This window comes from Candidatus Microthrix parvicella Bio17-1, from assembly GCF_000299415.1.
GTDB lineage: Bacteria > Actinomycetota > Acidimicrobiia > Acidimicrobiales > Microtrichaceae > Microthrix > Microthrix parvicella.
In genome coordinates this window covers 504,336-529,361 of the sequence record NZ_AMPG01000001.1, presented here as the reverse complement: position 1 = coordinate 529,361, position 25,026 = coordinate 504,336, and the positions used below count along the sequence as shown (strand labels likewise).

Annotated in this window: 24 protein-coding genes, 3 tRNA genes and 1 pseudogene; 8 read left to right on the top strand and 20 right to left on the bottom strand. The window is 63.4% G+C overall.

What is annotated here, in order from left to right; translation table 11 throughout:
- The first annotated feature begins 514 nt into the window (after window positions 1–514).
- The gene (locus MPARV_RS0102585; protein WP_020377126.1) at window positions 515–1,366 is read left to right on the top strand and encodes a glutaminyl-peptide cyclotransferase; all 852 of its coding nucleotides are present in this window, start codon (window positions 515–517) and stop codon (window positions 1,364–1,366) included.
- Entirely contained in the window at window positions 1,363–2,166 is an 804-nt protein-coding gene (locus tag MPARV_RS0102580) for an oxygenase MpaB family protein (RefSeq protein ID WP_012230322.1), read from the top strand. Before MPARV_RS0102585 ends, MPARV_RS0102580 begins: the two co-directional genes overlap by 4 nt.
- On the opposite strand, the gene MPARV_RS0102575 is transcribed toward MPARV_RS0102580, so the two are convergent.
- The 4 genes from MPARV_RS0102575 to MPARV_RS0102560 all read right to left on the bottom strand — a co-directional run bounded on the left by MPARV_RS0102575 (window position 2,132) and on the right by MPARV_RS0102560 (window position 5,159).
- Window positions 2,132–3,157, bottom strand: coding sequence for a sucrase ferredoxin (locus tag MPARV_RS0102575; RefSeq protein ID WP_020377125.1), 1,026 nt, complete (start codon window positions 3,155–3,157; stop codon window positions 2,132–2,134). The two genes, MPARV_RS0102580 and MPARV_RS0102575, sit on opposite strands and share 35 nt — an antisense overlap.
- Window positions 3,144–4,319: a JmjC domain-containing protein gene (locus tag MPARV_RS0102570; RefSeq protein ID WP_020377124.1), complete on the bottom strand. Its 1,176-nt coding sequence runs from the start codon at window positions 4,317–4,319 to the stop codon at window positions 3,144–3,146. The genes MPARV_RS0102575 and MPARV_RS0102570 overlap by 14 nt, the downstream gene beginning before the upstream one ends.
- Window positions 4,320–4,429: 110 nt before the next feature.
- A complete protein-coding gene (locus MPARV_RS0102565; protein ID WP_012230328.1) occupies window positions 4,430–4,615 on the bottom strand; it encodes a hypothetical protein in 186 nt (61 codons plus the stop codon).
- An 82-nt stretch (window positions 4,616–4,697) separates the two neighbouring features.
- Window positions 4,698–5,159 carry an AMIN-like domain-containing (lipo)protein gene (locus MPARV_RS0102560; RefSeq protein WP_020377123.1) on the bottom strand — a complete coding sequence of 154 codons (462 nt, stop codon included), beginning with the start codon at window positions 5,157–5,159 and terminating at the stop codon, window positions 4,698–4,700.
- A 439-nt stretch (window positions 5,160–5,598) separates the two neighbouring features.
- Here MPARV_RS0102560 and MPARV_RS22060 point away from each other — a divergent pair, with 439 nt between their 5' ends.
- Window positions 5,599–6,474 (top strand): MOSC domain-containing protein, encoded by an 876-nt coding sequence (locus tag MPARV_RS22060; RefSeq protein ID WP_157789425.1) that lies wholly within the window; start codon window positions 5,599–5,601, stop codon window positions 6,472–6,474.
- 16 nt (window positions 6,475–6,490) lie between these two features.
- On the opposite strand, the gene MPARV_RS0102550 is transcribed toward MPARV_RS22060, so the two are convergent.
- The 5 genes from MPARV_RS0102550 to MPARV_RS0102530 all read right to left on the bottom strand — a co-directional run bounded on the left by MPARV_RS0102550 (window position 6,491) and on the right by MPARV_RS0102530 (window position 9,597).
- Window positions 6,491–6,841, bottom strand: a complete 351-nt coding sequence (locus MPARV_RS0102550; RefSeq protein WP_012230334.1) for a YciI family protein — start codon at window positions 6,839–6,841, stop codon at window positions 6,491–6,493.
- A gap of 87 nt (window positions 6,842–6,928) precedes the next feature.
- Window positions 6,929–7,453 carry a RodZ family helix-turn-helix domain-containing protein gene (locus tag MPARV_RS22055; RefSeq protein ID WP_238538804.1) on the bottom strand — a complete coding sequence of 175 codons (525 nt, stop codon included), beginning with the start codon at window positions 7,451–7,453 and terminating at the stop codon, window positions 6,929–6,931.
- A gap of 131 nt (window positions 7,454–7,584) precedes the next feature.
- Window positions 7,585–7,658: transfer RNA gene (locus tag MPARV_RS0102540), tRNA-Lys, on the bottom strand.
- 126 nt (window positions 7,659–7,784) lie between these two features.
- Window positions 7,785–7,861 (bottom strand) — tRNA-His (locus tag MPARV_RS0102535).
- An 80-nt stretch (window positions 7,862–7,941) separates the two neighbouring features.
- Window positions 7,942–9,597, bottom strand: a complete 1,656-nt coding sequence (locus MPARV_RS0102530) for a cellulase family glycosylhydrolase (RefSeq protein WP_020377120.1) — start codon at window positions 9,595–9,597, stop codon at window positions 7,942–7,944.
- A 208-nt stretch (window positions 9,598–9,805) separates the two neighbouring features.
- On the opposite strand from MPARV_RS0102530, the gene MPARV_RS0102525 reads away from it, so the two are divergent.
- Window positions 9,806–9,879: transfer RNA gene (locus MPARV_RS0102525), tRNA-Arg, on the top strand.
- Window positions 9,880–10,136: 257 nt separating this feature from the next.
- Window positions 10,137–11,198, top strand: a complete 1,062-nt coding sequence (locus MPARV_RS0102520; RefSeq protein WP_020377119.1) for a tyrosine-type recombinase/integrase — start codon at window positions 10,137–10,139, stop codon at window positions 11,196–11,198.
- Here the strand turns inward: MPARV_RS0102520 and MPARV_RS0102515 are convergent.
- Genes MPARV_RS0102515 through MPARV_RS0102505 form a run of 3 tightly spaced genes read right to left on the bottom strand, consistent with a single transcriptional unit; the run spans window position 11,170 to window position 12,014 of the window.
- The gene (locus MPARV_RS0102515; protein ID WP_020377118.1) at window positions 11,170–11,382 is read right to left on the bottom strand and encodes a MerR family transcriptional regulator; all 213 of its coding nucleotides are present in this window, start codon (window positions 11,380–11,382) and stop codon (window positions 11,170–11,172) included. The two genes, MPARV_RS0102520 and MPARV_RS0102515, sit on opposite strands and share 29 nt — an antisense overlap.
- Window positions 11,379–11,771 carry a hypothetical protein gene (locus tag MPARV_RS0102510; protein ID WP_020377117.1) on the bottom strand — a complete coding sequence of 131 codons (393 nt, stop codon included), beginning with the start codon at window positions 11,769–11,771 and terminating at the stop codon, window positions 11,379–11,381. Before MPARV_RS0102510 ends, MPARV_RS0102515 begins: the two co-directional genes overlap by 4 nt.
- Window positions 11,772–11,795: 24 nt before the next feature.
- Entirely contained in the window at window positions 11,796–12,014 is a 219-nt protein-coding gene (locus MPARV_RS0102505; protein ID WP_020377116.1) for a hypothetical protein, read from the bottom strand.
- Between the two features lie 546 nt (window positions 12,015–12,560).
- On the opposite strand from MPARV_RS0102505, the gene MPARV_RS0102495 reads away from it, so the two are divergent.
- Window positions 12,561–12,935 carry a hypothetical protein gene (locus tag MPARV_RS0102495; protein ID WP_020377114.1) on the top strand — a complete coding sequence of 125 codons (375 nt, stop codon included), beginning with the start codon at window positions 12,561–12,563 and terminating at the stop codon, window positions 12,933–12,935.
- An 865-nt stretch (window positions 12,936–13,800) separates the two neighbouring features.
- Here MPARV_RS0102495 and MPARV_RS0102490 read toward each other — a convergent pair.
- The 3 genes from MPARV_RS0102490 to MPARV_RS0102480 form a co-directional block, all read right to left on the bottom strand.
- Window positions 13,801–15,297 (bottom strand): recombinase family protein, encoded by a 1,497-nt coding sequence (locus MPARV_RS0102490; RefSeq protein WP_020377113.1) that lies wholly within the window; start codon window positions 15,295–15,297, stop codon window positions 13,801–13,803.
- Window positions 15,298–15,390: 93 nt separating this feature from the next.
- Entirely contained in the window at window positions 15,391–16,476 is a 1,086-nt protein-coding gene (locus MPARV_RS22050; RefSeq protein ID WP_157789424.1) for a hypothetical protein, read from the bottom strand.
- Window positions 16,477–16,485: 9 nt separating this feature from the next.
- Window positions 16,486–16,866 (bottom strand): hypothetical protein, encoded by a 381-nt coding sequence (locus MPARV_RS0102480; RefSeq protein ID WP_020377111.1) that lies wholly within the window; start codon window positions 16,864–16,866, stop codon window positions 16,486–16,488.
- A 245-nt stretch (window positions 16,867–17,111) separates the two neighbouring features.
- Between MPARV_RS0102480 and MPARV_RS0102475 the strand changes: the two genes are divergently transcribed.
- Window positions 17,112–18,464: a hypothetical protein gene (locus MPARV_RS0102475; RefSeq protein WP_157789423.1), complete on the top strand. Its 1,353-nt coding sequence runs from the start codon at window positions 17,112–17,114 to the stop codon at window positions 18,462–18,464.
- A gap of 158 nt (window positions 18,465–18,622) precedes the next feature.
- Here MPARV_RS0102475 and MPARV_RS0102470 read toward each other — a convergent pair whose 3' ends face one another.
- Window positions 18,623–19,204, bottom strand: a complete 582-nt coding sequence (locus tag MPARV_RS0102470) for a hypothetical protein (RefSeq protein ID WP_157789422.1) — start codon at window positions 19,202–19,204, stop codon at window positions 18,623–18,625.
- 266 nt (window positions 19,205–19,470) lie between these two features.
- Window positions 19,471–20,697 (bottom strand): annotated as a pseudogene (locus MPARV_RS20675) (IS110 family RNA-guided transposase).
- A gap of 531 nt (window positions 20,698–21,228) precedes the next feature.
- On the opposite strand from MPARV_RS20675, the gene MPARV_RS22045 reads away from it, so the two are divergent.
- Complete coding sequence (locus MPARV_RS22045) at window positions 21,229–21,474, top strand: hypothetical protein (RefSeq protein ID WP_020377106.1); 246 nt, start codon at window positions 21,229–21,231, stop codon at window positions 21,472–21,474.
- Between the two features lie 489 nt (window positions 21,475–21,963).
- Here the strand turns inward: MPARV_RS22045 and MPARV_RS0102455 are convergent, their stop codons facing one another.
- The 3 genes from MPARV_RS0102455 to MPARV_RS0102445 all read right to left on the bottom strand — a co-directional run bounded on the left by MPARV_RS0102455 (window position 21,964) and on the right by MPARV_RS0102445 (window position 24,932).
- Complete coding sequence (locus MPARV_RS0102455) at window positions 21,964–22,956, bottom strand: HTTM domain-containing protein (protein ID WP_020377105.1); 993 nt, start codon at window positions 22,954–22,956, stop codon at window positions 21,964–21,966.
- Window positions 22,953–23,672: a hypothetical protein gene (locus MPARV_RS0102450; RefSeq protein ID WP_020377104.1), complete on the bottom strand. Its 720-nt coding sequence runs from the start codon at window positions 23,670–23,672 to the stop codon at window positions 22,953–22,955. The genes MPARV_RS0102455 and MPARV_RS0102450 overlap by 4 nt, the downstream gene beginning before the upstream one ends.
- Window positions 23,673–23,783: 111 nt before the next feature.
- Entirely contained in the window at window positions 23,784–24,932 is a 1,149-nt protein-coding gene (locus MPARV_RS0102445; RefSeq protein ID WP_031277094.1) for an acyl-CoA dehydrogenase family protein, read from the bottom strand.
- Window positions 24,933–25,026 lie beyond the last annotated feature (94 nt).

Sequence of the window (25,026 nt, the reverse complement as noted above, 5' to 3'; positions counted from 1 at the left end):
CCGGCGATGGGAAGGCCCCGAACGTGATCGTTGCCCGGCTGTTCCTGTGTTGGCGAACCGACACATCACCAAGCGTGGACAGCGGAAGCGATCTGATCTCTGTGTTCGTTTTTCCACTTCGGATCAGCACACGGCGATCGGTCAGTCCGTATTCGGTCCTGCGCCTTCGCCGCGCATCGATCGCGAACCGGCCGATGAACCCGTGGATGCCGATTGCTACGAATGGAAGCCCGAACAATGCGAACACGAGGGAGGCCGTCGCCGCTCCAAGTGTCCAGAAGATCGCGAACGCCAACCAGAGCATGGAAAACGGAACTGCATACGCGTCCTCCGCTCGAAACATCAGGCCTTGGCGAGGGCGGCCAGACCACAGCAGCCGCTCGTGTGCTTGGAGCACGAACTGCGGGGGAGGGTCAGGGTCAAACGGATCGGACATTTGGCTGCAGACTACTCGGGGGAATGGCCCGGATTGGCTGGACCGAACCCGCAGCCCCCGAGCCGGTAGCGTTCGCCGGTGGGCAACGTCGATGAGGATACCGAATCGGGTCAGCCACTTCTCCGTAAGCGCCGCCTGATGGTCTTGGCGGCGCTGATTGCGACGGTGTTGTTGGCGGCAGTCTGGTGGGGGCAGCGTGATTCGAGCCCCGAGGCGGCCGGGGAACTCACCGTCAGCGTGCAACGGCGGCTACCCCATGACGCTTCGGCCTTCACCCAGGGCTTGGAGGTGGTCAACGGTGAAGTCATCGAGTCGACCGGTCTCTACGGCCGGTCGACGGCCCGACGTTGGAACCTTGGCACCGGCACGACCACCGCCGAGGTGGAGGTACCCAAGCAATACTTTGCCGAGGGTATGACCGAGTTGCCCGATGGCCGACTGGTTCAGATCACCTGGAAGGAGGGCACGGCGTTGGTGCGGGATCCCGACACCCTGCGCGAAGTCGATCGTTTCACCTATCAGGGGGAAGGGTGGGGTATCTGTATGGATGAGACGACCAATCGGTTGATCATGAGCGACGGTTCGGCAACCCTGACCTTCCGCGACCCGGTCACCTTCAAGGTGACAGGAACCGAGGAGGTGACCGATGCCAACGACAAGCCGGTCACCCGGCTCAATGAGCTGGAGTGCGTCGCTGGTCGTGTGTGGGCCAACGTGTGGCAGACCGACACCATCGTGGGCATCGACGCCGCCACCGGCCGGCTGGTCGCCACGGTTGATGCGTCCGGGTTGTTGAGCGATGAACAGGCGACCGATGCCGATGTGCTCAACGGCATTGCGGCGCTCCCCGACGATGAGTTCCTGATCACGGGAAAGCTCTGGCCGGAGGCCTTTGTGGTGCGCTTCGTCCCGATTGAGGATGGGAAATGAATTTCAACACCCGACCAGCCCAGGACGCACTGCTGGACAGCACCTCGGTGGCATGGGACACGGCGGCCCGGTGGTGGGCGGTCCTGGGTGGGCAACGTGCCCTGCTTTTGCAGGTGGCGCACCCTCAGGTGGCGGCAGCCGTTTCCGAGCACTCCAACTGGGAGGCTCGCAGCCTGCAGCGGCTGGTAGCAACGCTGAGGGCCATGCTCCGGCTTTCGTTTGGCTCGGCTTCGGCCGCAAGTGACCAAGCGGAGGCGCTCGGCAGGGTGCACGGCTCGATCGTGGGACGAACCGACGATGGCGTGGGCTACGACGCCGACGACCCCGATGCGCAGGCCTGGGTGCTGGCCACCCTGATTGACAGCCTGTGGGAGGTGGAGCGCCGCTTTGTTGGCCGCCTGAGCGAGACCGACCGAAATCGGTCGGTCACCGAAACGCGGATGTTGGCCCGTTCCTTCAACATTGATCTCGACCGGTTCCCGGCCGATGCAACCGAGTTTCGTGCGTGGTTCTCCTCCAGAGCGGAGGCGCTGCAACCCGATGATCGGTCGCGGGCTTCGGCGCGCTCGATCCTCGACCCGCCGCTGCGTTGGGTGCCTGGCCCTGCCAAGCGGTTTGGCGCGGTGCTGGCATGCGATCTGCTCCCCCCAACAGTGCGGGAAGCACTCGAGTTGCCGGCGGCGAGGCCCGGCGAGGTGGCCAAGATTCTGGCCTGGCAGCGGCGGGGCAGGCGGGTCATTCCGCGTTTGCCTCAGACGCTCACCCTCAATCCGCTGGTGCCGTGGAGCCTTCGGGAGTGATCAGACCGGACCCAGGTGGCTCTGCGGCCTCGGCGAGGTCCACCAACCGATAGACGGGATAGGAGACCTCGTCGGGCCCTTTGCAGGTGAGCGGCGATGGGCTGGGGGTGGTGTTGCGTTCCACGACCACCTCATAGGCGCCCGTCGCCGTCTCGCTGCCGTTCTCGTAGGTGTCGACCCTGAAACACAGTTGATGTCCACTCTCGCCACCGGTGGTGCGCTCCACTCGATGAACGGCGCCTACGTCTCTCAGGCGGTCCAGCCCCACCTCGGTCCGCACGAAGTACTCGGCCGCCTGCTGGGTGAACCCCAGCGTCGAACGTCCTCGATAGTTGGGGAGGTGGATGCGGCCGTCGGCGTGCGCCTCCAGCACGGCATCGGCCGACTCGGGATCACAACGACCGAAGTACAGGCTGTCGGGCAACAGCACCATGTTGGCGGCGAAGCGATCGCCGCCCAGGTGTGAGCTCTCCCAGGCGCTGTCGGCCCAGTGGCTTTCCCTCAGATGGCGGATCAGGGGCCGTCCAAAGCTTGCGCAACAGGCATCATGGCGGCCGTGAGTGCACACCAACGTCAATGGCTGGGTCCAGCAGTCCCAACCGTCGGGTGCTCCCCGTTGGTTGACACCCGGAAGGTCTGAGGTGGCAGCGGCCACACCTGCCAGGTCGTCAACCTGGCGGTGCCAGGCTTGGCCGCCCCGGCCACCGGATACGGCCGGATCGACATAGATCAACTCAACGCGGGTGTCAGCCTCCCCTGCGCCACCTGGTCGCCTCAGGTTGCGGCGCACGGTCAAGGTGCGTATCCCCCGAGTTTTGTTGGCCGCCAGCCACGCCCGGTCGACGTGGTCCCCGAGGTCGGAGTCGATGGGGGCGTTGTGCCCCCAAGAGCCACAGACCTCAACCAACAGCCAGCGGCGCACGCCCGAAGCGGTGGCGAAGATCGACTCGGATCGTTCGAAGGCTGCCCGAGCGCAGCTATAGGGGGCCATGTGCCACCACTCCTTCCCGGTGCAGAGCGGTCAGTACCGTCTGCACCGATGCGTCATCCAGGTCGTGCCCGGGCGCATCGGCAAGGGATCTGACCGTGAAGGGTGCATCCTCATTCAGCAGCAGTGCGAGAAACGGCGCGGCCTCGCTCGGAAAGGTCAATGCCATGTCCCCCAGCTGTAGTGAGACCGAGGCCTCATCGCCACCGGGACCGGCGTTGACGGCGGCAGAAGCCTTGAGTGCTCGGCGGTCATGGTCGAGCCACAGCAGCGGGCCAGGGGTGAACCGCAGCGGTGCTTCCGGGGCGAACACTGCCCGTCGTGGGCGTAACCGGGTACGCGGTTGTCGCTTCCACACCTCCAGCCGGTGAGCGCGTTGCAGGACGTCCTCGTTGAATTGCGAGTCCAGCGACTTCAGCGCATCGAGTCGACCGTCGGCATCGAAGCTGGCGGTCGCAGCCAACGCCGATCCGCCGGTGCTGCTGCGAAGTAGTTGAGCGAAGAGCGCCTGCCAGGTGAGCGACATCACCCCGACGGTCAGGTGCGCAGATTCGTCATCGTTGGTGGACGCAGCATGGGGATGACCGCGAGGGATCACCAGAGCATCACCTGGCTTCAGCACCGCTTCGATGAGCGGATCGCTCAGCTCATCCCACTGCGGCCTGGGGATGCCGGCGCCACGCTTCTGGGGCAGACGGGAACGTTCCAGTGGATGCCAGGTACGCCATGCTTTTGAACCGGTCAGCTGCACCACGATCACGTCGTGATAGTCGAAGTGGAGGTCCAACCCCCGGGCCGAAGACGGGCTGAGGTAGGCGTTCAGCTGGATCGGCTGGTTCAGCTCAAGTGCCAGGTTGGTAGACAACTTGGCCATCGCCGGATCGCTGTGTTGTAGACCTTGGAGTACCAGCGAGGCGCCGTTCTCGTAGGCCTGCAACACCCGGTTGGGTTCGACCAGGTCGTCCAGTTGCTGGTGGCCGACACCCGCCCGTCGGCACAGCAGGTTTCGAGGCAGGACGGCACCGTCACGCACCATTCGGAACGAGGGCGCACGCTGTGAACGGTGAAGCAGATCTTCCCACCAGACGTCAGGGTCGGCTCGATGGGTCGGTTCGACGATGCCGCGAAGATGGCGAGGGGTCGTGCCCAGCGGTTCGCCGGGCACGACCCCTCGTTGGTCGCTCAGGTCGGCGAGTCGGGGAGCTTCGGCATGAAACTCCCGGCGAGTAGCCGGTGGGAAGGTGCCGCTGGAGGCGGTCAACTCGGAGAGCAGTTTCAGGCATCCCCGCCGTCGGTATCGCCGCCGTCGGTGTCACCAGCACCGGCGTCGCCGTCGCCGTCATCACCGGCGTCTCCATCACCGTCTCCGGGATCGGAGGCATCGCCGTCTCCATCGGTGGAGGCAACAATCGTCTCATCTTCGGGCCAGTCGGTACGGATTTCTTCAAGTGTGATGCTCATGTAAGCCAACCTACCCGGCCGCTGCTGTCGGTAACCGGCGAAACCGCGTCAAAGGTCGTTGCTCGTCGTCGACGCTCGCGGGCTAGTGCTGGATGTCGATGACCAAGCGGGATGGAGACTTCAGAACGGTCACCTGAAAGGCCGCCATGTTTTCCAATCCGATCACATGGTTGACGTGGCCTTCAAAGTCTCCGTTGCGCACGATTTCGGTCACGTTCGGGGTGCCAGGCGGACTGAAGCGGGTGGGGCCGACGAACCAGGAGTGAGCGTCGGCGTTGGTGAGTTTGACCGCCAGGAATGCGTGGCCGGACACCTTCACCTTCTTGCCGCTGCCATCCTGGTAGAACGGTGGCGTCGCAAGTCGTACATCCCAATTGGGTAACTGCTTGTTTGCGAACTCGATGACCACACGGTCGGTGTCGCCCTGCCGGGCGCTGCGCACATCGGTGATGTAGGCCATGCCGTTTCCTGATCCGGACTTGGGATCGAGCGAGAAACACGCGGTGGCGGCGATCATCAGCACCACGATGCCGATCGCGGCCACGGCGCGACGGTGGCGACGGCGAGCGTGGGTGCCGGCGGACGGATGAGTAGACATTCTGGGACCTCCGAAGAACCACGGCCGAACTTCGGCCAAAGGACCTGCGAGTCGCCTCGCCCCCATCTGCTTCCAGCCGCAAGGCTTGAGCGCGTCGTAAATCCCTTTGGATCACGCTACGCCGAAGAGCGGGTGATGTGAAGCCCTGCCGAAGCATTGTGAAGCCATATCAACATCCGACCCCGAACCCGGCGCCGGTGCTTGGGCTCTGACACCGCCCGGTCCGCGGTCGGTACCTTGGACGCATCGGACGCGACCTGTGATTGCTGAACCTCCCGTCTCCCGGCCGGAAACCTGTACCGAGTGTGGTTTCGATGCCTCGCACTGGTCTCGCCAGGATGCGATTCGTACGATCGAGAAAGCCGGGTGGCTCACCGGATTGGCCGTGGAGCGCCTCCCGGAGGATATGTGGCTCACCCGGGTGGACCAATTCAACGGGGCCGTCGGCGACCACGTCGCTGACCTTGTCGGCGTCGTCATGTCTCACCGTCATGTCGCCGAGACATTGGTTGAGGCCCCTGGGACCGATCTTGGTGGCATCCCGGACCCGCCGGCCTCGCCCGAGGTTCCCAGCCTCAATTCAGTCGCCACGCTCGAAGGGCTGGATGGCCAGGCTCGCCGCTTCGGCAGTGTGCTCCGCTCGGTCGACGACGAGCAGTGGCGCCATACCGTCACGGTCGGGACGGAGGTCCTGTCGCTGGAATGGCTCGTGCGCAAAGGCGCCCACGAGGTGATGCATCATCTCGCCGACATCGCACGGCTTCGCCACCGACTGGGCGATGTTGTCCAACCGGTCACTGGGATGGTGGCGTCGCTGCATGCAAGCGAGGGCGGGGTTCCCAAGCCGTCGATTCCCCGCGCTGACATTGATGCCGGGGGCGTGATCGGCGATACCCAGGCGGCTCGTCAGTATCACGGACGACCGTGGCAGGCATTGTGTCTGTGGTCGGTTGAAGTGGTCGAGGCGTGGGCGGCCGAAGGCCACCCCATCTTTCCTGGCGCTGCTGGTGAGAACCTGAGCATCGCGGGTCTTGACTGGGCCACGATGCGGTCCGGTCTGATCATCGAGGTTGGCGAGATGTCCGCCAGGATCTCCGCCCCGGCGGTACCGTGCGCCAAGAACAGCCGTTGGTTCACCGACGGCGACCAGCAGCGCCTGGGCCACGACGTCAGTCCGGGTCGGGCCCGCTGGTACGCCGCAGTACTTACCGCTGGGAGCATCCGGCCGGGTGATGTGGTCGTGGTGCGTTCCTCAGCCTGACCACTTTCGGCCGCCGTTACCCGCCCTGGAGCGGGCGAACCTCGACGGGGTTCATGCAGGCTTCGGACGCCTTGCGTGCCCAAACGTGCGCTGCGTCCAGGTCGGTGGTTTCGAGGAGCCAAAACCCACCGATGTACTTGTTTGCCTCGGCGAGTGGGCCGTCGGTGACCGACGTCCCCGAGTCGGTGACCCGCACGACGCTGGCGGACGAAGGCGGTTGGAGCCCGCCTGCGAACAACCAGGATCCGGATGCTTGGAGCTCTTCGTTGAATGCGTCCACCTGTGTGAACGCACGCTGCATCGTTTCGTCGTCGGGGTACACCTCGGCGTCCTCGGCGTGCCACACCGACAGTAGGTACTGCGTCATATCGTCATCTCCTTGGTTTCGGGGCTGGACCGCCGCTCGACACGCACACGGTGAGCGAACCGGAGCGATCGACGCAAGCGCCCTGAGCTAGATCGCGCCATTGAACAGCGGTGGACCGTTGCCGTTGATTTTGATGATCTTCAAGCGGTTGTTTCGCTTGACGTAGATCGACTTGTAGACCTTCTGCCCGGCAGCGTTGGCATACAGGATCACCCGTGTGTTCGGGTTGTCGGTTTCGATCGTGGGTGTCAGCGAGCCCAGATCATCGAGCGTGCTCTGGAGCACGGAGTATTCCTCGAAGTCGGCGAGCGGTGACGCGGCCGACGGGCTCGTGGTTGCCGGGGCAACGGCCGGTGGCGCCGTCGTTACCGGCGCTGTGCTGGTTGGCAGGGCTGTGCTGGTTGGCAGGGCTGTGCTGGTTGGCAGGGAGGTGCTGGACTCCGTTGGCTGGGAGGACGAGGCCGGAGCCGCTTTGGTCGACTCGACTGGCTGCGCTGCCGTTGACGTCGCGGCCTCGCTCGTCGTGTCGACATCCTCGGAGTTGCCACACGCGGTCAAGCCAATCGAACCGATCAGCGTGATCGACAGCAGATAACGACGTAGCGGCTTCAAGGTGGGCCCCTCGGTGGCGGTGTGTGGATGGGTTCGACAGGCAATCAGCGGATGCAAAGTACCCGCATCCTTCGAGAACAAACGAGACCCCAGGCCTCCCGGAAGCCGGGTGACCTGGGGTCTCAGTGGTGTACGCCCCCCGGGACTCGAACCCGGAACCTACGGATTAAGAGTCCGACGCTCTAACCAATTGAGCTAGAGGCGCAAGGAGCCCAAGTGTACAGGCCGGCGTGCGCGCGCCACCAACGATTCGAGGTGGACCGTAGAAAGCGGCCCTGATTCGCCCAGGCGCGAGACGACCGCCCGACCCAATGGGCCGGACGGTCGTCGGTGGGGTGAGCGAGGGGTCTCGAACCCCCGGCCTCCAGGATCACAACCTGGCGCTCTAACCAACTGAGCTACGCCCACCAAGTGCGCCCGATGTTAGGCCGTGGCGCCGCGCCGGTGGAAGTCGATTACCCACCGGCCGTGCTTCCGGCCGTGTCGACTCAGCCGGTGAACCGGGGCGAAAGGGGCCTGGCAATCGCACCGGATGTCGGTTGGTTCTCGCTGGATGGAGCGTTGTTCTCCGATGGTGAAGCATTGTTCCCCGACGATGGGGGGTCGTTGGGTGAGGAGGGACCGACGGGCGGGGGAGATCCTGCATCGACGGGTGCCGTCGCGCAGCTCTGCGGAGCCTCGGTTGGCGTGAGGCACAGCGTGTGTGTTGTTCCGTTGTTTGGTACTTCCACCGAAATGAGGTCGACGCCAGGCGCAGGCTGCTCGGTGCTGGGCTCGACCTTGGTTCCATCGACATCGAGGCGCCAACCCTTGGGGTAGAGCTTCGTCGCCGGTACGGCGATCTCAGTGGCACCGGTGGCGTCACCATCGGCGTAGGTGATCCGCAGGGTGCGCGTCGCCGGGTCGTAGTGATGGTTGTCGGGTAGCCCCGCGATCGCCTGGGCATAGGGCTGGACGATCTGGTCGATTTGTACGCGGTCCTCGCCGTCGGGGCCGAAGGTGCAGTAGCCCTCACCGAAGCATCCGTTGAACTGGGCCCAACCTGACGTGGTCGCCTCCATGGTTTCCAGCACCTGGGCGATGTAGCGGTCGATGCCGGGATATGGCGTGGGGACACCCCATTCGCCCACCATCATCGGCACCTTGTAACTATCGGTGTAGGTGGTGATCGCGTTCGCCCAGTTCTCGAAGAACGCCGGGTTGTAGCCACTCGGGTCACCAGAGCCGTTGTAGATCTCGAGCTCGATATCGGTGTTGTACATGTGCGGGAAGAAGACGACGCGCTCATCGTTGACACGGCCGAGGGAGGTGGCGATGCCGAGTGATGCAAGGTTCGGGGCCTCGATAAACATCCAGCCTTGTTCGTCGGCGGTGCGGATGGCATCGGTGAGACGCTGGTACATCGCCGTCAGTTGGACCGACTCGACCCGTTTGGCGGCAGTGAAGAGGTCTTCGCCTTCGCGTATCTTGCCAAAGGGCTCATTGAGCAGGTCGTAACCGATCACGTTGGGATGGTCGCTGTACTCGGCTGCCACGTGGGTCCAGGTGGCGGCCTGGGCGGCGCGGATGTCCGGGTCCTCGTACAGGTTCTCCCATGCAGCCTGAACTCCGGGTTGAAGGTAGTTGGTGAGGAAGCTGCCGGTGTCCTCAAACGGCAGGCCGTCGTCCTTGGTGGCCCACGGCGGGATGCCGTGCCCACCAAATGCGGAGCCAAAGGTGTCTTGATGGAAGCTCACGACCACCCAGATGCCCCGCTGCTCAGCTGAGGTGATCACGGCATCGATGTCGTCGAGGTACGCCTGGTCGTACTCGCCCTGTTCGGGCTCGACCTGCTCCCAGAACACCGATAGCCGCAGAAGGTTGAATCCTCGGGCGGCGATGGCGTCGAGCACCTCGTCGCGCGCTCCATCGGCTGGGTCGCCGGTCTTGATGTTGACGCCTCGGAGTTGGAGGGCCCGGCCTTGAGAGTCGGCGATGTACTCCCGGCCGTTCGCCCCGGTCACCTGCTCGAAGGCATCCCATGAGTGAGTCGTTTGGGCGCCGGCAGGGTGCACCGGGGCGAGCGCCAGCAGTGCGATGCCGACCAGCGCCAGCAGGCCCGCCCTTCGTCGTCGGTGTGGCTGAAGGGTTGGGCTTGCGGCCATGGGGCCTCCTGGTCGCGGACAACGCTGAGATCAGCGGGAACGATACCGGAGCGGGTTGAAATGGGTGACTTCCGTCCACTCCGTCTGAAGGGCGACCACACAGCGATGCGATGTCGACGCGTGGAAAATGCCGGGGCAGCCCGTTCCCATAGACTCACCTGAGACCCAGCGCCACGAGAACGATGGTCGTGTCGCTGCATCGAAGCGGGCCCCTGTAGCTCAATTGGATAGAGCATCGGACTTCTAATCCGACGGTTGCAGGTTCGAGTCCTGCCGGGGGCACTTCTAAAACCCTTGCAAGCAAAGGGTTCCTAGCGCCAACAGCTGAGCTGTGCAGGAGCCCATCCCACGGTTATCCCACGCTGTCATACCTCGCCGCTACGGTCAGAGGTATGAGAGGTGGCCTCCGAGAGCGTTCGTCAGGTGTGTGGGAAGTCCGAGCCGAGTCGGGCCGGGACCCAGTGAGCGGCAAGCGGCGACAGATCAGCCGCACTGTTAGGGGATCGAGGCGTGATGCCGAGAAGGTCCTTAACGCCCTCGTGGCCGACTCTGACCAGGGCCGAGACCACGGCACCGACGCAACGTTCCGAGAACTCTCGGATCGCTGGCTGGCGCAATCGGGCCCGGATCTGAGCCCGACGACGTTGCGCCGATATGAGGACCTGTTGAGGCTGCACATTTTGCCCGGGCTCGGTTCGGTGAAGATCAGCAGGGTGCGAACGGCTGACCTCGACCGGCTCTACGTCGGGCTCGTGAAGGAGCGAGGACTGTCCCCGGCATCGGTGCGCCAAATCCACGCAATCATTCGGCGGGCGCTGCGCCAGGCCGTTCGATGGGGTTGGATCGCCACCAACCCAGCCGCCGAGGCCAGCCCGCCCAGGGTACGACGTCCTGAGCTGTCGCCCCCCGACGTCGAGCAGGTTGGCCAGTTGCTCGACTACGCCAAGGAGCACCGCCCGGAGTTCGGCCGGTACCTCCACCTCGCAGCAACCACCGGCGCCCGGCGAGGCGAGTTGTGCGCCCTGCGCTGGCAGAACATCGACGTGAACGCCAGCACCCTGACGATCGGACGGGCAATCGTGGCGGTGAGGGGCGGCCTGGTCGAGAAGGACACCAAGAACCACGCCGCCCGACGCATCGCCCTCGATGCCGGAACGCTGAGCGTTCTGGCTGACCAACGCAGGGTGGCTGAAGAGCGAGCCGACGCCGCCGAGGTCGTCCTCCCCGAAGCTGGCTACGTGTTCTCAGCCGAGCCGGACTGCAGCATTCCCTGGACCCCGACTACCACGACCAAGTGGTTTCAATCGGCAAGAGACGCCCTCGGCTTCGAGAATGTCCGGCTTCACGACCTCCGGCATTTTGCCGCCACACGCCTCCTGGGCGCAGGCGTCCCGGTCCGAACCGTCTCGGGTCGGCTCGGCCACGCCAATGCAGCCACGACGTTCACCATCTACGCCCACTTCCTGGAGGCGAGCGACCAGTCAGCCGCCGACGTGATGGGTGACCTGGTCGCCAATCCTGACGCCAGCCGTCCCCGCAGTGCCGCAACGGGAGGGCAGTCCGGTCCGACGATCAGCGGTCAGCCAACAGAAACCGGCTGAGGTGGTGCTTCGTCACTCGGAGCCGGTTCCCGATCTGCAGAACAGGAACCGGGAACTCGTCCCGCTTGTACAGCTCCCATGCGGTGCGATGCACGCCGAGAACCTTGGCAGCCTCGGTCAGGCTCAGAGTGGCGCACGTCCAGAAGTCGATGGCACCTTCGTCGGGGTCGTCCACCGCACTCACAGCGACCACTCCCGCCGCTTCCTGTCCACCCGTGCCGAGAAGTCCTCACCCGACGATCTTGCGTATCGCTGGAGCTCAGGTCCCAACGCCTGCAGGGTGTCGCTGATGCCCTCCGTACCGAGATGCACCGCAGCGCTCGAGGCGCAACCGTTGAGCAACGGCATCAGAAGTCGAAGTGCGCCCTTCCGGCTGCCCTCCTTCAAGCGGGCGACGCCAAGCAGGTCGTGGTTCAGGCTGCTGCGTTGAATGTCAGCCCACTCAGGAGCGATCGGCCACCGAGACTTGGTCTCGTCGCTCGTCGGATTGCGCAGGGTCAGCCACTCTGAAGTCCCGTACTTCCACAGGTCTCCCGTCGCCGCCAACACGTCAACCGGAGTGTCGAGCTGCATTGACCGAAGGGCGTCACGCCCCCACTAAAACTCCAACCGGTGCACGCCTCGGGTGGGGTCGTAGCGCTCGCCCCACACGTCGAACCAGTAGTCATTTCCCGTTCGATTGATCTCGGCGACCTTGTCGTAAAGGCGGGCGGAGAGGCCGCCGCCGTTTCCGGCACCAAAGGTGAAGCCAGTGCACAGGTCAGCGTCCTCGAAGATCGCCCGAGCATCGGCACGACCAACGAATCGCTCAGACATCGAGCGATGCAGGTCAAGCCCTGCCAATCAGAGTGCACGTCCACCCGAGACACCGACCACGTCAGCGGGCCTAGTGCCGCTTCGAACGGTTCAGTCATCATCAGGACCGTGTCGGCTGGGCCGATTGCATGCAGCAACTCTGCCCGAGGCTGAATCCTGACAGTCGGCAGGTGATCGCTGTCCGTCAAGCCCACCCGCCCTCGGGAGTTGTCCAAACAGAATCGATATTTCCCCCACCCATGGCCGGCCAACCTCCACTGGCTGCCACCTACCTCAACGTCGGCAGGTTCGCCGGCTTCGCCTGCTTCCGTCCGAGCGGACTCAAGGCTCTCGACCAAGGGCGAGGGCAACGAGCCCAGCCCAGACAGATAAAGGGCGTCGATGCCAGCAGCAAGTTCTTGAAGAGGGGGAGTCCCTCGGCCTTGGTCGGGTAGTGCCATAAGCTGGCACCATAGCGCTAGTGCCAGACGTTGGCACTGCATTCGTGTAAGTTTCTTGAGACGTCGAGGTCCACTGTGGGTCTCGGAGCAGGCAGGGAGGACAACGATGGCCCTCAAACGCAAGGCGACCTGGCTCGACGTCGCAGTCTCTAACGGAGGGTTTCGGAACGCCGTCAAGGCGCTCAGTTGGGCTCACTCCTGGGTTCACGTCCAAGTTGCCCTCGATCGGGACCCCTCCGTCGATGAGGTCGCCGAGTGGTGGAACACGCCTCGACGGTCTGCGTTCCGGGAGCAGTCAGCGTTCAGGAAGTGCTTCCCTATGCTCGAAAGCCCCGCTGCGATCTACTCCACCGACGAAGCCATGCGGAAGGTTCGGCGGACCGTCGACGTCCTGGCAAAGTACGACGCTTGGCGCCGATCCGATGAAGCGCCCGAGGACACTGAGCTGCTCAACGTGGGTCTCCACGCTTCGGAGTCTTGAACATCGTCTAGTCTCGATGCAGTTTGCGGGTGCTGTGTTACAGGGAACGCACCTGCCCGGAAGGAGCCCAGTGACAGTCCTTGAAGGTAGCCCAGCCAGACTGCTTCTTCGGCACCTCAGGGGTGCCGAACAAGTCGGACGCAGTGAGACAGCTAGCTCTGCTAAATCCATATGGGCGAAGTACTTTGGTGCTAACTGGACTCACGAGATTAGCCAATGTGTACTTTTAACTCAAAGATATGACGATGGAATAACTCTACGGCCGCTAGGCGAGCTCTTGATAGGGAGCTTAAATGCCAAATGGGAAACATTCGCATATGACGTGTCCCCGTACGAACACATTCTGACGTTACAAGCGCAATTGGATGAAACATCGCCGAACGACCTATTCCGAATTGCGGACAGCGACGAACTGGTTTCTGCGTTCGCGCAACTGTTGGAATTGCTCGACGAGGTCCCATTGGTCGAACCCGACGACCTAATAGTCGGTCAGATGCGATCCGCCGTCCAGGAAATATTGCGAGCCGCTCAGAGCGGCTCGCGGACGACGAGCGACCTCACGGGGCCGTGCTTGCGGCTATTAGAGCGACTTTCTGTCCTCCAAGACCGCACAAAGCGTTCAGGAGAGAATGGCGAGGAAATGCGCCAATGGTTGATACGCGCAAACTCTGGTCTCCAAACAGCTGCGGCCATTTGCGCTCTAGTTGGATTCGCCCCGTTTGCAGGTTTGCTGGGCCCGACGCACCATCAAGTGGAGATCACTGCGGTTTCCTGTGCGACGACGATCGAAATTGACCTGACCCCGAAGGCCCTTATGCCGGGTCCCGAACCATCTTCCGAGCCAGCCGCCTTAGAGCCATCTACGTCAGGCGACCCAGTCGATCAGTCGGGTCCTACCTGACAGACCCCAGGCGCCACTCGAACGAAAGTCCGTTAGGTCCTCCGACACAACAGGTGCCGTACCAGGCTCCCGAAGTCCGACTTCGGCAAGGGTGACGAGTAGCGGCGGTGCTCCGGTGACGTTCACTTCGAGTCGGTCGGCGTAGATGGTGACTGACTCGATGAGTTCTTCGACGATCACTCGTCGTTCGGCTGCGGAAGCGTTGTCCCATATCTCGGCGAGTTCGAACGCTGGATCTCGGAGCATGGCGGCGGCTTGTTCGAATGCTTCGGCCAGAGCGTTGTGGTGGCGGTGGGTCTCGATCGCTTCGGTGCGATGGGCTTCGGTGGCTTCGATCTTGGCGGTGAGCTGGCGTTCTTGTTCGGCAAAGAAGTCGTCGGTGATCTTGCCGGCGAGCAGCAGTTCGAAGAGCTTCTGCCGCTTCGAGCGGAGGGAGCCGAGCGTGCCGGCCCGGGACGGCTCCGCCGTCCCCGCTCCGGCTCGCTCCGTCTTCTCCGCAAAATGCGTCCGGATCGCTTCGACTAGCTGGTCGTCGGTCCGGAGCAGCTCGACGCTGAGTCGGGCCGCTCGGCGAAGTCCAGCTGCAGACCGGCCAGGGATGGCGCAGCCATTGCCTCGGGTGCGACACCGGTAGATCGGTTTGCCCCGGCCGTTGGTGTCGATGCCGGTGATCCGTCCGCATTCTCCGCAGCGAACTCTGCCGCTGAGGAGGTCTTTGCCTCGACGACGGCCAGGGGTGTGTGCCCGCTGGGCTGCATCGAACTCGGCCTGGCTCACAAGCGGCTCGTGCTTGCCCGGGAACCGCTCATCTCGCAGGCGGGTGAACCCGAGGTAAACCTTGTTCTCCAAGGCGTGGCGGACGGTCGAGTACTTGAGCCCGGTGCCCTGTTCGATCTGGGGGTAGGACTGGCCGCCTGCTCGAAGCTTGAAGGCTCGTCGGATCAGGTGGGCGTCGTCGTTGGGGACCAGGACCCGGTCCACAGTGTCGTAACCAGTCGGGGCCCGGTTGATCCAGAAGCCGGTACGAACAGCTTGTTCGTTCCCGAGGTGGATGTTTTCGGTGATCTTCTCCCGCTCGAGTTGGGCAAGGAGCCCGTGAAGCCCGGCGGTGAAGCGTCCCGAGGCCGATCCTGTTTCTAGGTCGCCCTCGTTGAGCGAGTGCACGTTGACGCAGTGCTGTTCGAACAGCCGTAGCAGTCGGCTGGTGTCGCCGCTGTCTCGGGAAAGCCGGTCCATGCGCCACACGATGAGATTCGTGACTTGGCCGGCCTCGATAAGACCGACGAGTTCCTGCATGGCAGGACGTTCGAGGTCTTTGCCGGATTGGCCCTCGTCAGACAGGAACTTGACCGGGCCGAGGTTCCTCTGGGCGGCGTACTCGGCGCAGCGTCGGCGTTGGGCGTCAGGGGAGTGTTCGACCTGGTCGTCGGTTGACACCCTTACGTACGCGACGGTCAGCATCGGGTTGAGTCTCCTCGTCGGCCCCAGCAGACAAGACCATACGGGTCATGACCGCAGCAAATACGATTGCCAGGCGTTGGTAGTCGGGCTTGGTCATAGCTGTCGCCGCTTGTCGGCGACTCGCTGGTCGAACCACACCCCGGTTTGTTCGGCGTAAGCGTCGAGGTAGGGACGGATTGCTTCGAGGGTGTCGTCGACGTCGTTGGTGCCCAGCGGAACAGCGGCGCCGGTCAGATAACCAACGAGGCCAGGCAGAAGCCGTCGCATCGTTCCAGCGTTTTCACCGGCCCGAATCCGTTCAGCGGGTAGCGCCGCACCGGCCAACGTCGCTTGCTGGACGGCGGTCCACCGGGGATCGACCGGCCAGCGGGCACGGGTGGCGTCATCGGCTGGCACCCGAAGCGAAAGCCATCGGCCGGTGGCGTAGACCCAGAGCGGCCCGACCTGGTCGAATGCGTCCTCAGGAATCGTGACGCCGAACTCTTTGAGGCCTTGCCGGGAGAACTCGAACTCGACCCGCAGGACCCGTTCACCACGCCGGTAGGCGCTGCCCCAGACGTCGAGCCACCAGTCGTCGCCCTTGGCTTCCATTTCGCGGGTCTTGTCGTACAGGCGGGCGTAGAGCGCTGCGCCCCGGGTGCCGAAGTTCAACCCCGACAAGTCCTCAGTGACCTCGTAAAGCGAGCGACGGTCAGAGTAGGTAACGAAGTTCGACCGCTCTTCGGCCTCGATCCACAGGCCCTGCCAGTCGGAATGCAGATCAAGGCGAGCAACTTGCAACCTCACGTCAATCCCGGCGTTGGCAAGGACACCACGAACCCAGGCAACCGTGCCCTCTGGGCCGAGCCCGTGAAGAGCGTGCGATGTCGGCTGGACCCGCACCGCCGGAAGTGCCTCGCTTGGCGTGAAACCAAACCGGGCCAACTCATGGGCCACGCAGTATCGGCACTTGCCCATCGCCGTGCCGATCACCCTCACGGGATAGCCGCCCAGCACGGAATCGACCGGAGCACCGGTCTCGACCGCTTCCGTCTTCAGCACGTCGAGCTCGTCGAGCAGCCCGACCGGGGCTGTTCCGATGCCGGAGAGGTAGAGCGCATCAATCCCCGAGCAAAGCTCTCGACGTTCTACTCCCGTCTTTGCGAGTATGGGTTGAGAAGGATGCGCTGTTGCGGGCACGACGACCACTCAGCTCTCGGAGTCAGTCGCCGGATTCGCCACCGTCTCAGCAGCGTTCCAGAACAACTTCGGATCGAGGCTCACACCAGCGAACTTTGCCTCGTCAGGGTGCACCCCGAACATCTTCCGGAACTTCGCAACCTTCCGCCAGATCGTGGAGGGGTGCATGCCAAGCGTTTCCTGCAAACCCTCGAACCCCCCGTACAGGTGCCAGGCGACGTAGAAGCCGAACATCTCAACTATCCACTTACGAGCAACCGCCTCGCCCAGAGGCAGAAAGACCGGGTCAGTCACCGGCCTCATCTTCGACTCGTACGAATCCCACGCACGACGAGCAATCCCCTTACCCTCGGGGGAGTCACTGGGTTCCGAACGGAAGTCAGCGGCCACGGTCGAACGACCCACTTGCGAACATGCGAGTAACACTCGCAGAGCTGCGAGCGAATGTCAACGCTGTGGTTCGCCAGGACGTCGGCTAATCTCGAATGCAGTTTGTGGGTGCTGTGTTACAGGAAGCGCACCCGACCGAAAGGTCGGCGTTACCGCAAGAAGGGCATTCCGTGGTTAACAACCCAGATAGATCAGGTCCGAAGCGTGATGTACCCCCAAATCAGGCGAGGGACGCCCCTGACGCTTTGACCGACGAGAACTCAGAAGCTAACTCGGACTTTGCTGGGGTTGATATCTGGGAGCGGATTGATCCATCACTTGCAGCTGTCATCGTTCCGGAAACTGACGAGGCCTCAGAACAAGGTGAGACGAAACCGCAATTGGGTTCGCCCTTAAATAAACCTACTAAACGCATGATGATGGCATGGACCGCCGTTGCGATCATCATATGGGTCTACGTCTTCCTTAAGGTATTTGTTTTCGACTTGGATAGATGGCTCGCAAGTTCGCTACTTGGCAACGACGCCATTGTGAATTATCGCCCTTTTATCATATTGGCTCTTGTGGCCTTGACCGTTCTGCTGGTCAGACGTTCATGGATGCCTCTAGCTTATGTGTTTTTCTTCCCTGTTATCGTCACCTGCGTCTATCTGCCGATGCTCATATACAAAAAAGGCACCATGCAGCTGCTGTTCGCTGCTGTTCATATCATAAGTTCAGCAGGCTACCGCTTTCGCTGGCGATTTGCCGCTGGGGCGACAACTATCCTCCTCGCCTCTGCAATATTTCTATCACAGAATCGGGCGGTTCTAGGATTCGCGGGTGTCTGGATGATGGCATTCTTGCTTGTCCTCTATTTTCGAGGCTTCCGTTCGGCCCTTAGCCCATCCCGTTTCGTGCGTCAGCAGCTAGAGTCCATCCAGTGGTTGGTCCGTTCCGAATTGACATGGAAAATGGTGGGCCTTGAAGACGAACTTAAGGCCCCCGGTATCGTTAAGTACAACGCTACACAGATTCAATCGATCACCACTAAGATCGGATTCGGATTGACTCTACACAGAGCGGTGTATGTCTGGGCCAAGAACCTTCAGCGGTACGGAAAGAGCGGCACGAGCGCCATGATTTCCACCCTGTACTTTGTAGCGCTATTTATTACGTCGTTCGTCCTACTCGGATTGACGAACATGGCGCTTTACGGTATCAATCCGTCGCAATTTGACGTCGCTGTTGCGCCCTCGCTGGTGAAGTGGTGGTTTTATTCTCTTTCCGCTCTAGCGCTGAGCGGAACTGAGGGCATCGCGCCAGCGGGAGACCTAGCCGTCGCCATCAGGATCTACGCGGGCATCCTGGGCCCCGTACTTTTGCTTACTTTGCTGGCGAATATACGGCTCGATCGCCGGAACGCAAGGCAGGATGAGGATCTCGACTCAGCGGTGGACGATCTGCGGCAACAGGGTGGTTTGGTTAGTGACCGGTTTCGCAAGGACTTTGGCGTTTCTCCGAGGGAGGCCGCAGCCAGGCTCGAACAGCTTGGATTGACCATCGGTCTGAGCTTGTTCGGTTCGGCTTTGCCAGAGAACTACGACGAGCTGGAGTGAGACCCGCTGGCTGGGTCGTGGAGCCGCCAACCCGTGTTGCGTCCGTTCGGTCCTCCGACACTGAAAAGTCCGCTACGGCGGCATGGGATCCGAGGCAGACGAGCCAGGATTTGTCATCACTTCGTCATCACCGCTGCATTGGTCGGGCCTCGATCGGCCTATCCGCCCTCGACAGGTGTGGTTGTCGTTGGGGCTGAACTTGGCGCAAGGTCGTCGGGCACGACCGGTACCTCGATGGAGCGGAAGAAGGCGTCATCAAGCCCGCAGGCCTCCGCACTTCGAAAGCGGTCCGTCAGCTGCAGACTGGGGTAACTCGTCTTTGCGGCCACTACCGAATCGAGAACCGCTGCGCAATCGCTCGGATTCCTCTGAAGCCCGGTGACCAGCACAGCGATCGATGCAAGTATGCCCACGAATAGCGGACCAAATACTTTGACCCCGCCGTACCGCCCAGACTGCTCTGGCACGTCCCGGCTGAGTAGCGCAGCAACAGCCAGTTGGTTGGCACGGGCAAGGTCCGTTGCTGATGTCGCGGAAAGGTCCGCCTCCTCTGCCGTTGGCGTAGCTGGTGCCTGGCGGTCTGAGCCCTCATCGACGGGGGATACCTCGTCCTCCCACTCGGTGGACACCCATTCAACTAACGCCTCAAGGTCCTCCAACGAAAGAAGGTCGAGCTGCTCGGACGTCAGCGATACCGGGTCAAGGTTGGTCTGATCGAAGCCGCCCTTCGGCTGACGCACTTTAGCGTTCTGGCGGTCGCGGGCGAATTGGACTGCCGATGATACGAGTCCCCAAGGTGCGGTCACCAGGAATAAGGCGGAGAGTACGTACGGGACTCCAACATCGATACTAAGCGGTGCTGCAAACATGGGGGAGGCGACCGATCTGTAGCGGCGTGAACCAGGTTGATCACGGAAACGCTTGGATCGTAGCTCTCGGGTGTTTGAGGCCCAATAGGGTGAGTCGCAAGGTGGGTGGGTTCTAGATACCCCAGGTGTGGAAGGTGTCAAGCAGCAGTCTGGGTTTGGGCTGGTTGGCGGTGTGCCCATGCGGTGTGTTCGTCGTAGGGGCTGCGTGTTCGGAGGCAGCCGTGGAGGTAGCCGACGAGCCGGTTGCCGAGCGCTCTGAGTGCTTGGTGGTGGAGGTCGCAAGCGGTTCGTCGTTGGTCGTAGAACTCGCGGCAACCGGGGCTGGTGTGCAGCGAGCAGAACGCCCATTGGTCGATCGCGTCGTAGAGGCGCCGGTTGCGGACATGTCGGGCAAGGACGGCGTGTTTCTTGCCTGAGGCGATGGTGAGCGGTGACGTGCCCGCGTAGTTCCTGCGAGACTTGGCGTTGTCGTAGTGGTCGGGGTCGTCCCCGAACTCTGCGAGCACCCGGGCGCCGAGCACAACACCGAGTCCTGGCAGGGAGAGGTAAATGTCGGCGTCCGGGTGTTCATCAAAATGGGTGGCCAGCTCCCGCTCGATGTCTGCGATGGCCCCGTTGAGCCCAGCAGTGACCTCAATCAGCGCTTTGGTGGTCGCAGCGAACGCGACCGCGACTGCTGGGGGCGCAGCAAGCTGAGGCGTACGCAACGCGGCATGGATCTCGGTGGCCCGCGCTTCAAGGTTCCGTTGCCGTCCACCGCGTTTGAGCGCGGAACGGAGCTGTGTAACCGACAACCGTCGGGCCTGGTCCGGGTGCGGCGCTTTGGTCAACACCGCGACAGCGTCACGATCGGCGAGGCTCTCGAACGCTTAAAGTGCGGCGGGGAAGAACTCGCGGAGGTCGTTGCGGAGACGGTTGGTGTGACGGGTCCGGTCCCAGATCAGGTTCTGGTGTGCCCGCGCCAGCACCTTCAGCCCGGCAGCCTGGTCGGTGTCACCGGCGACTGGCCGGTGGTTGTGCCGATCGGTGCGCACCAGATCCGCCAGCAGTTTGGCGTCGCCCGGGTCGGACTTCGCCCCGGCCACATTGTGGCGGCCTCGATAATGCGACACCGACAACGGGTTGATCGCGTACACCCGGTAGCCGGCGGCGATCAGCGCTTGGACCCACATGCCTCGCTCGGTTTCGATCCCGATGATCACGTCGCCAGGGTCGGTGGTGTGCTCGGCGATCAGGGCGTGGAGCCCGGCGATCCCCTCGAGTCCTTCAGGAAACTGTTTGGCGGCGAGCCTGTCGCCGGTGTCGTTCATCAGATGGACGTCATGATGGGTCTCGGCCCAGTCATCGCCCACAAAGATTGTCATCGTGTGCCTCCTTGGTTGGGTTTCAACAGGTGAGCGTGCGGGCTTCCCGAGCGGCGACCTAATGGATCAGTGCTCTGCGGCACGACACCCCATGAGCGCTTGATGGGCAACCCGAACCGACCAGCCGGGGCACGATCTAGAACTAGGAATCCCAAAGGGCTCCAGCGTCAGGAAGTGCTCACCGACTGGTAGCTCGAAACCAGGATCTCACGAACCCAGCGCCCCCATTAGCGGGTGCGGCGTAGCGGCTTGTCGTGCTGAACGCCTATTGAAGACCGCCGGTGCTGGTCCGGCAGCGGCCCCACCATGGGAGCCCTTGAACGGCCAACCTCGGCCAGTTTCTACCCGTGCTGTTGCACCCGTGTGCGGAGCCTCAAGGAACGCTGCGACATGCTCCGCTGCGCTCCCCGTGTCTCCGCTCTTCGCCCTTGACCCACCGCCCCCGAGCGCACCCTGTCGACACATGGTCGAGGCGCCGTTCCGGACGCCTCAACCGTCCGAAAGCCTCAGTACCGACAGGAGCCACCCAACATGGGCCGATCACTTGCGGACCTCGCAGCACTCGCCACCGATCCCGACCTGGACCCGTTCGAGCGCATGTGTCACGCCGCAACGCTCACCAACCGGGCGCACGCCGCCACCGTCACTCACGCCCATACGTGTGCCGCCCGGGGCGAGGAGACCTTGAAGGACCTGGGGAACGTTCTGGCCATGTCCGCCGAGGACGTCGGCCGCCTGGTCGGCTCGGACCACCTGCGCCTTGGTGGCGTTGGCTGAGCGTCGGCGGGCGCCCCGAGCGTGGCGCCGTCCCGGGCGGTGCTCGCTGCGCTGCGCTCCGCTCCGGGCGGCGCTCCCGTTCGGTGCTGCCGTCGTCGTTCAGACACCGACCTCCATCGCCCAGTTCGACCAGCTTGACCAGCCACGAACCTCCACGGGTGCCTTCATCCGGGCCTGGGTGAGCCTCGATATCCCACGCCCTATCCCACGGACCAGGCGCACGGAGCCCGACCCAAACGACCTTGGCCGACGGGATTGCCCTGTTTGCGGGACGCTTCCGACGCTGTAGGACCGAGTGGACGGCCTGAAGCTCACTTCTAATCCGACGGTTGCAGGTTCGAGTCCTGCCGGGGGCACTTCCAGGACGCTGTTTGGCACACCAGCGTCCTTCTCGGTAGCGACCGCCATGAGGGCCGGGCGTGAAAGCGTGACTTGCAAGCGCCAATTTGAGCTGCCCGCGGACGCCAGGCTCGGCGACGGAAGTCCGGGTCACCCAGCGTGGTGTGTGTCGGTTCCGGTGAGGATCACCTGATCGGCAGGCTGCGTTCGCTTGACGCGACCGAGCTGGCGCCTTACCCAGGCGATGACAGCGCTTGCATCCTCAGCAGAGAGGAATGCCAGGTATGCAACGCCAACCGTGGCGGGAAACAATCCCAGCCGCATCGCATACCCCAGCAAGGCGTGGAATCCGAGACCCAACACGATGCCCCACCGTCGGGTCTTTCGATTCACGAGCAGGATCGGCAGGGAAACCTCGATGACCAAGGTGCCCCAGGTCATCAGGTTGTGGGCGAGGGAGGAAGTGATGATGAAGTCGGGAATCCAGAAACGGCGCATCGATTGGAGGTAGAGGGCCCGAACGGTGGCGGTGCCCCCCAACCACGTGCTGCCTTCCATCTTGTCCATCACCGTGACCACGTACATGGCAACGATCTGGAGGCGGATCACCGCCAAACCCCAAGGCGGGCCCCAGGGTGGTTGTGCCACCCCAAGGCCGCTGAGCGGAGTGTTCAGCCCGGTTGCCGGAGCGATGAGCGCGTACAGCGCGAGGAACAAAAGGAGGAGCCGCAGAACATCGTCGCCCCCGTTGAGCATGAGTGGCGACGATGCCATGAGGCTGGTGACCGTCACGAAGGCGACCGGTGCTGCCAGGCGCACCGCCACCCCGACGATCAATGCCAGTCCGCCCAGCACGGCCAGGCCGAGCACCACACCCACCGCCACATCGCCGCTCCACCACCTGAAGATGGAGAGTTGGGCGGGGCGGGGCCCCTGCGACGGCACGATCGACGTCGGGCCGTAAAGATCGTTCAGGTCCGGCAACAGGATCATGGCCCAGAACACCACCAAGGTGCCGACGCCGCTGCGAAGCAGGATCCAACTGTCCAACCGTTGCGGTCGCAACAGAACGGAATTGAGCCTTCCCGCCGGCACCTCGACCAGACGCGAGAGCCAAGATCGGTGGGCTGCGGGGTTGCTCATTGGTCGGACTTCTTCGCTCGTCCGTCAGGGGAATCGTCGACCGGTGGGTTCTTGACCGCACCCGGGGCGTCGGGGTCGAGCACCACATAGGTGTCGGTTGACACCTCCAGCCGGGCAAACGGAAAGGTCCTCTCGGTCCCTCGGTCGTCGGGGTCGTCGGCCCGTCGTTCGATCCAACGACGGCGCAGTTCGATTCGCTGAGGGTCCCGGCCCCGTGATCGGAGTTGCCGCAACGACCATTGCAGTACCTCTGGCCAACGTTCAGCTCCGGACGTGGGGGTGACGCGCTCCCGAACCTTGCGCCAGCGTTCGGATCGCACCGTCGGCACCCACACTGGACCGGTTGGCAACGATTCCACGGTGATGGCGCCGTCGGCGTCGGTCACCACCACGTCCAACTGCACATCGGTGGTTGGAGGGTCAGGAGCAAACAGCGCCCAGTTCTGATTGAGGGACAGGGCGTCGCCGGTGTGGAAAACCCAAAGCGGAACGTGGCGCTTGATGGGGGAATCGGGGAGGGCGTAGATGACGATGAACAGCCCGGTGACCGCCACGACGGCCACGCCGAGGATCGAGCGGATCTTCGAAGCCGCGGATCGGACCTCACGTTCCGCCGGTTGGGGGTCGGTGTTCGTCTCCATCGGCTCGGGGCCGGTGGTCATCTCGATTGGTTCGGAGTCGGCGCCTGCCTCGTCAGTCTGGGCTGGATCGGACATTCGTCAACGCTACCGACAATTGTGAAGAGCCGTTCGATGACGGGCCGCCGGACATCCGCATCCAACCCTTGCTTCCGGCCTGTGGCGGCACCGGCAGGTCTTGGGTGGGAGCTAAAGACCGAGCGAGCGACCGATGATTTCCTTCATGATCTCGGTGGTGCCGCCGTAGATCGTGGTCACCCTGGCGTCTGCGTAGGCGCGTGCAATCGGATACTCGGTCATGTAGCCGTAGCCCCCGTGCAACTGGACACCCCGGTCGACCACGCGACCCTGCAACTCGGTGCACCACCATTTGGCCATGGCGGCCTCCTCGACGGTGAGGCTGCCCGCGTTGAGGGCGACGATGGCCTGGTCGACGAACGCCTGGGCGACCTCCACCTCGGTGTGGCACTCGGCCAGAACAAACCGGCTGTTTTGAAACGAGCCGATGCCCTGACCAAATGCCTGACGTTCCTTGGCGTACTCCAGCGTCCAACCCAACGCCGCTCGGGCCGTCGCAACGCCGGTGACGGCGATACTCAGCCGCTCCTGGGCCAGGTTGGAAACCAGGTAGCCGAACCCGCCACCCTCGTCGCCCAGGAGGTTGGCGACCGGCACCTCGACGTCGTTGAAGAAGAGCTCGGCGGTGTCCTGGGAGTGGAGGCCGATCTTGTCCAGGTTGCGGCCCCGGTCGAAGCCGGCCATGCCCGCCTCGACCACCATCAGTGAGATGCCGCGGTGGCGCTGGGTCGGATCGGTCTTCGCCGCCACGATCACCAAATCGGCGTTGATGCCGTTGGTGATGAAGGTCTTCGACCCCGACAGCACGTAGTGGTCGCCGTCGCGGATGGCGGTGGTGGTCATCGAGGCCAAGTCGGATCCGATGCCCGGCTCGGTCATTGCAACGGCGGTGATCAGCTCGCCTGAGGCGATACCCGGCAGCCAGCGGTTGCGTTGGTCTTCGTCGCAGTAGGTCAGGAAGTAGGGCGTGGTGATGTCGTTGTGCAGCGTGAGACCCAGGCCCGCCCCACCGATGCCGGCTGCGGCCAACTCTTCGGCCAGCACCACGTTGAAGCGAAAGTCGTCGCTGCCCCCGCCGCCAAGGCTTTGGGGTACGGCCATGCCCAAAAATCCGTGCGAACCGGCATCGGCGAACAGGCTGCGCGGTGCCAAACCGGCCGTCTCCCACTGCAGATAGTGCGGCACGACGTCGGCCGTGATCCAGTCGGCGACGCTGCGGCGAAACAACTCGTGGTCGTCGTCGAACAGGGTGCGTTCCATGGTGATCCTTGCTGGGGTCGTGGCCATGAGGGGCCGCTGAACGGAGGTTCCAAGCCGGGTTCCATGCCGGTTCGGGCCAAACCTAATGTGGGGA

Bases quoted from the DNA above. Each gene is read 5' to 3' on its own strand.
- MPARV_RS0102445 (WP_031277094.1), bottom strand. From the start codon at position 24,932: ATGGAACGCACCCTGTTCGACGACGACCACGAGTTGTTTCGCCGCAGC.
- MPARV_RS0102495 (WP_020377114.1), top strand. From the start codon at position 12,561: ATGGCCCTCAAACGCAAGGCGACCTGGCTCGACGTCGCAGTCTCTAAC.
- MPARV_RS0102455 (WP_020377105.1), bottom strand. From the start codon at position 22,956: ATGAGCAACCCCGCAGCCCACCGATCTTGGCTCTCGCGTCTGGTCGAG.
- MPARV_RS0102550 (WP_012230334.1), bottom strand. From the start codon at position 6,841: ATGACGCAGTACCTACTGTCGGTGTGGCACGCCGAGGACGCCGAGGTG.
- MPARV_RS22045 (WP_020377106.1), top strand. From the start codon at position 21,229: ATGGGCCGATCACTTGCGGACCTCGCAGCACTCGCCACCGATCCCGAC.
- MPARV_RS0102490 (WP_020377113.1), bottom strand. From the start codon at position 15,297: ATGCTGACCGTCGCGTACGTAAGGGTGTCAACCGACGACCAGGTCGAA.
- MPARV_RS0102575 (WP_020377125.1), bottom strand. From the start codon at position 3,157: ATGGCCCCCTATAGCTGCGCTCGGGCAGCCTTCGAACGATCCGAGTCG.
- MPARV_RS0102580 (WP_012230322.1), top strand. From the start codon at position 1,363: ATGAATTTCAACACCCGACCAGCCCAGGACGCACTGCTGGACAGCACC.
- MPARV_RS0102530 (WP_020377120.1), bottom strand. From the start codon at position 9,597: ATGGCCGCAAGCCCAACCCTTCAGCCACACCGACGACGAAGGGCGGGC.
- MPARV_RS0102510 (WP_020377117.1), bottom strand. From the start codon at position 11,771: ATGCAGCTCGACACTCCGGTTGACGTGTTGGCGGCGACGGGAGACCTG.
- MPARV_RS0102450 (WP_020377104.1), bottom strand. From the start codon at position 23,672: ATGTCCGATCCAGCCCAGACTGACGAGGCAGGCGCCGACTCCGAACCA.
- MPARV_RS0102505 (WP_020377116.1), bottom strand. From the start codon at position 12,014: ATGTCTGAGCGATTCGTTGGTCGTGCCGATGCTCGGGCGATCTTCGAG.
- MPARV_RS0102565 (WP_012230328.1), bottom strand. From the start codon at position 4,615: ATGAGCATCACACTTGAAGAAATCCGTACCGACTGGCCCGAAGATGAG.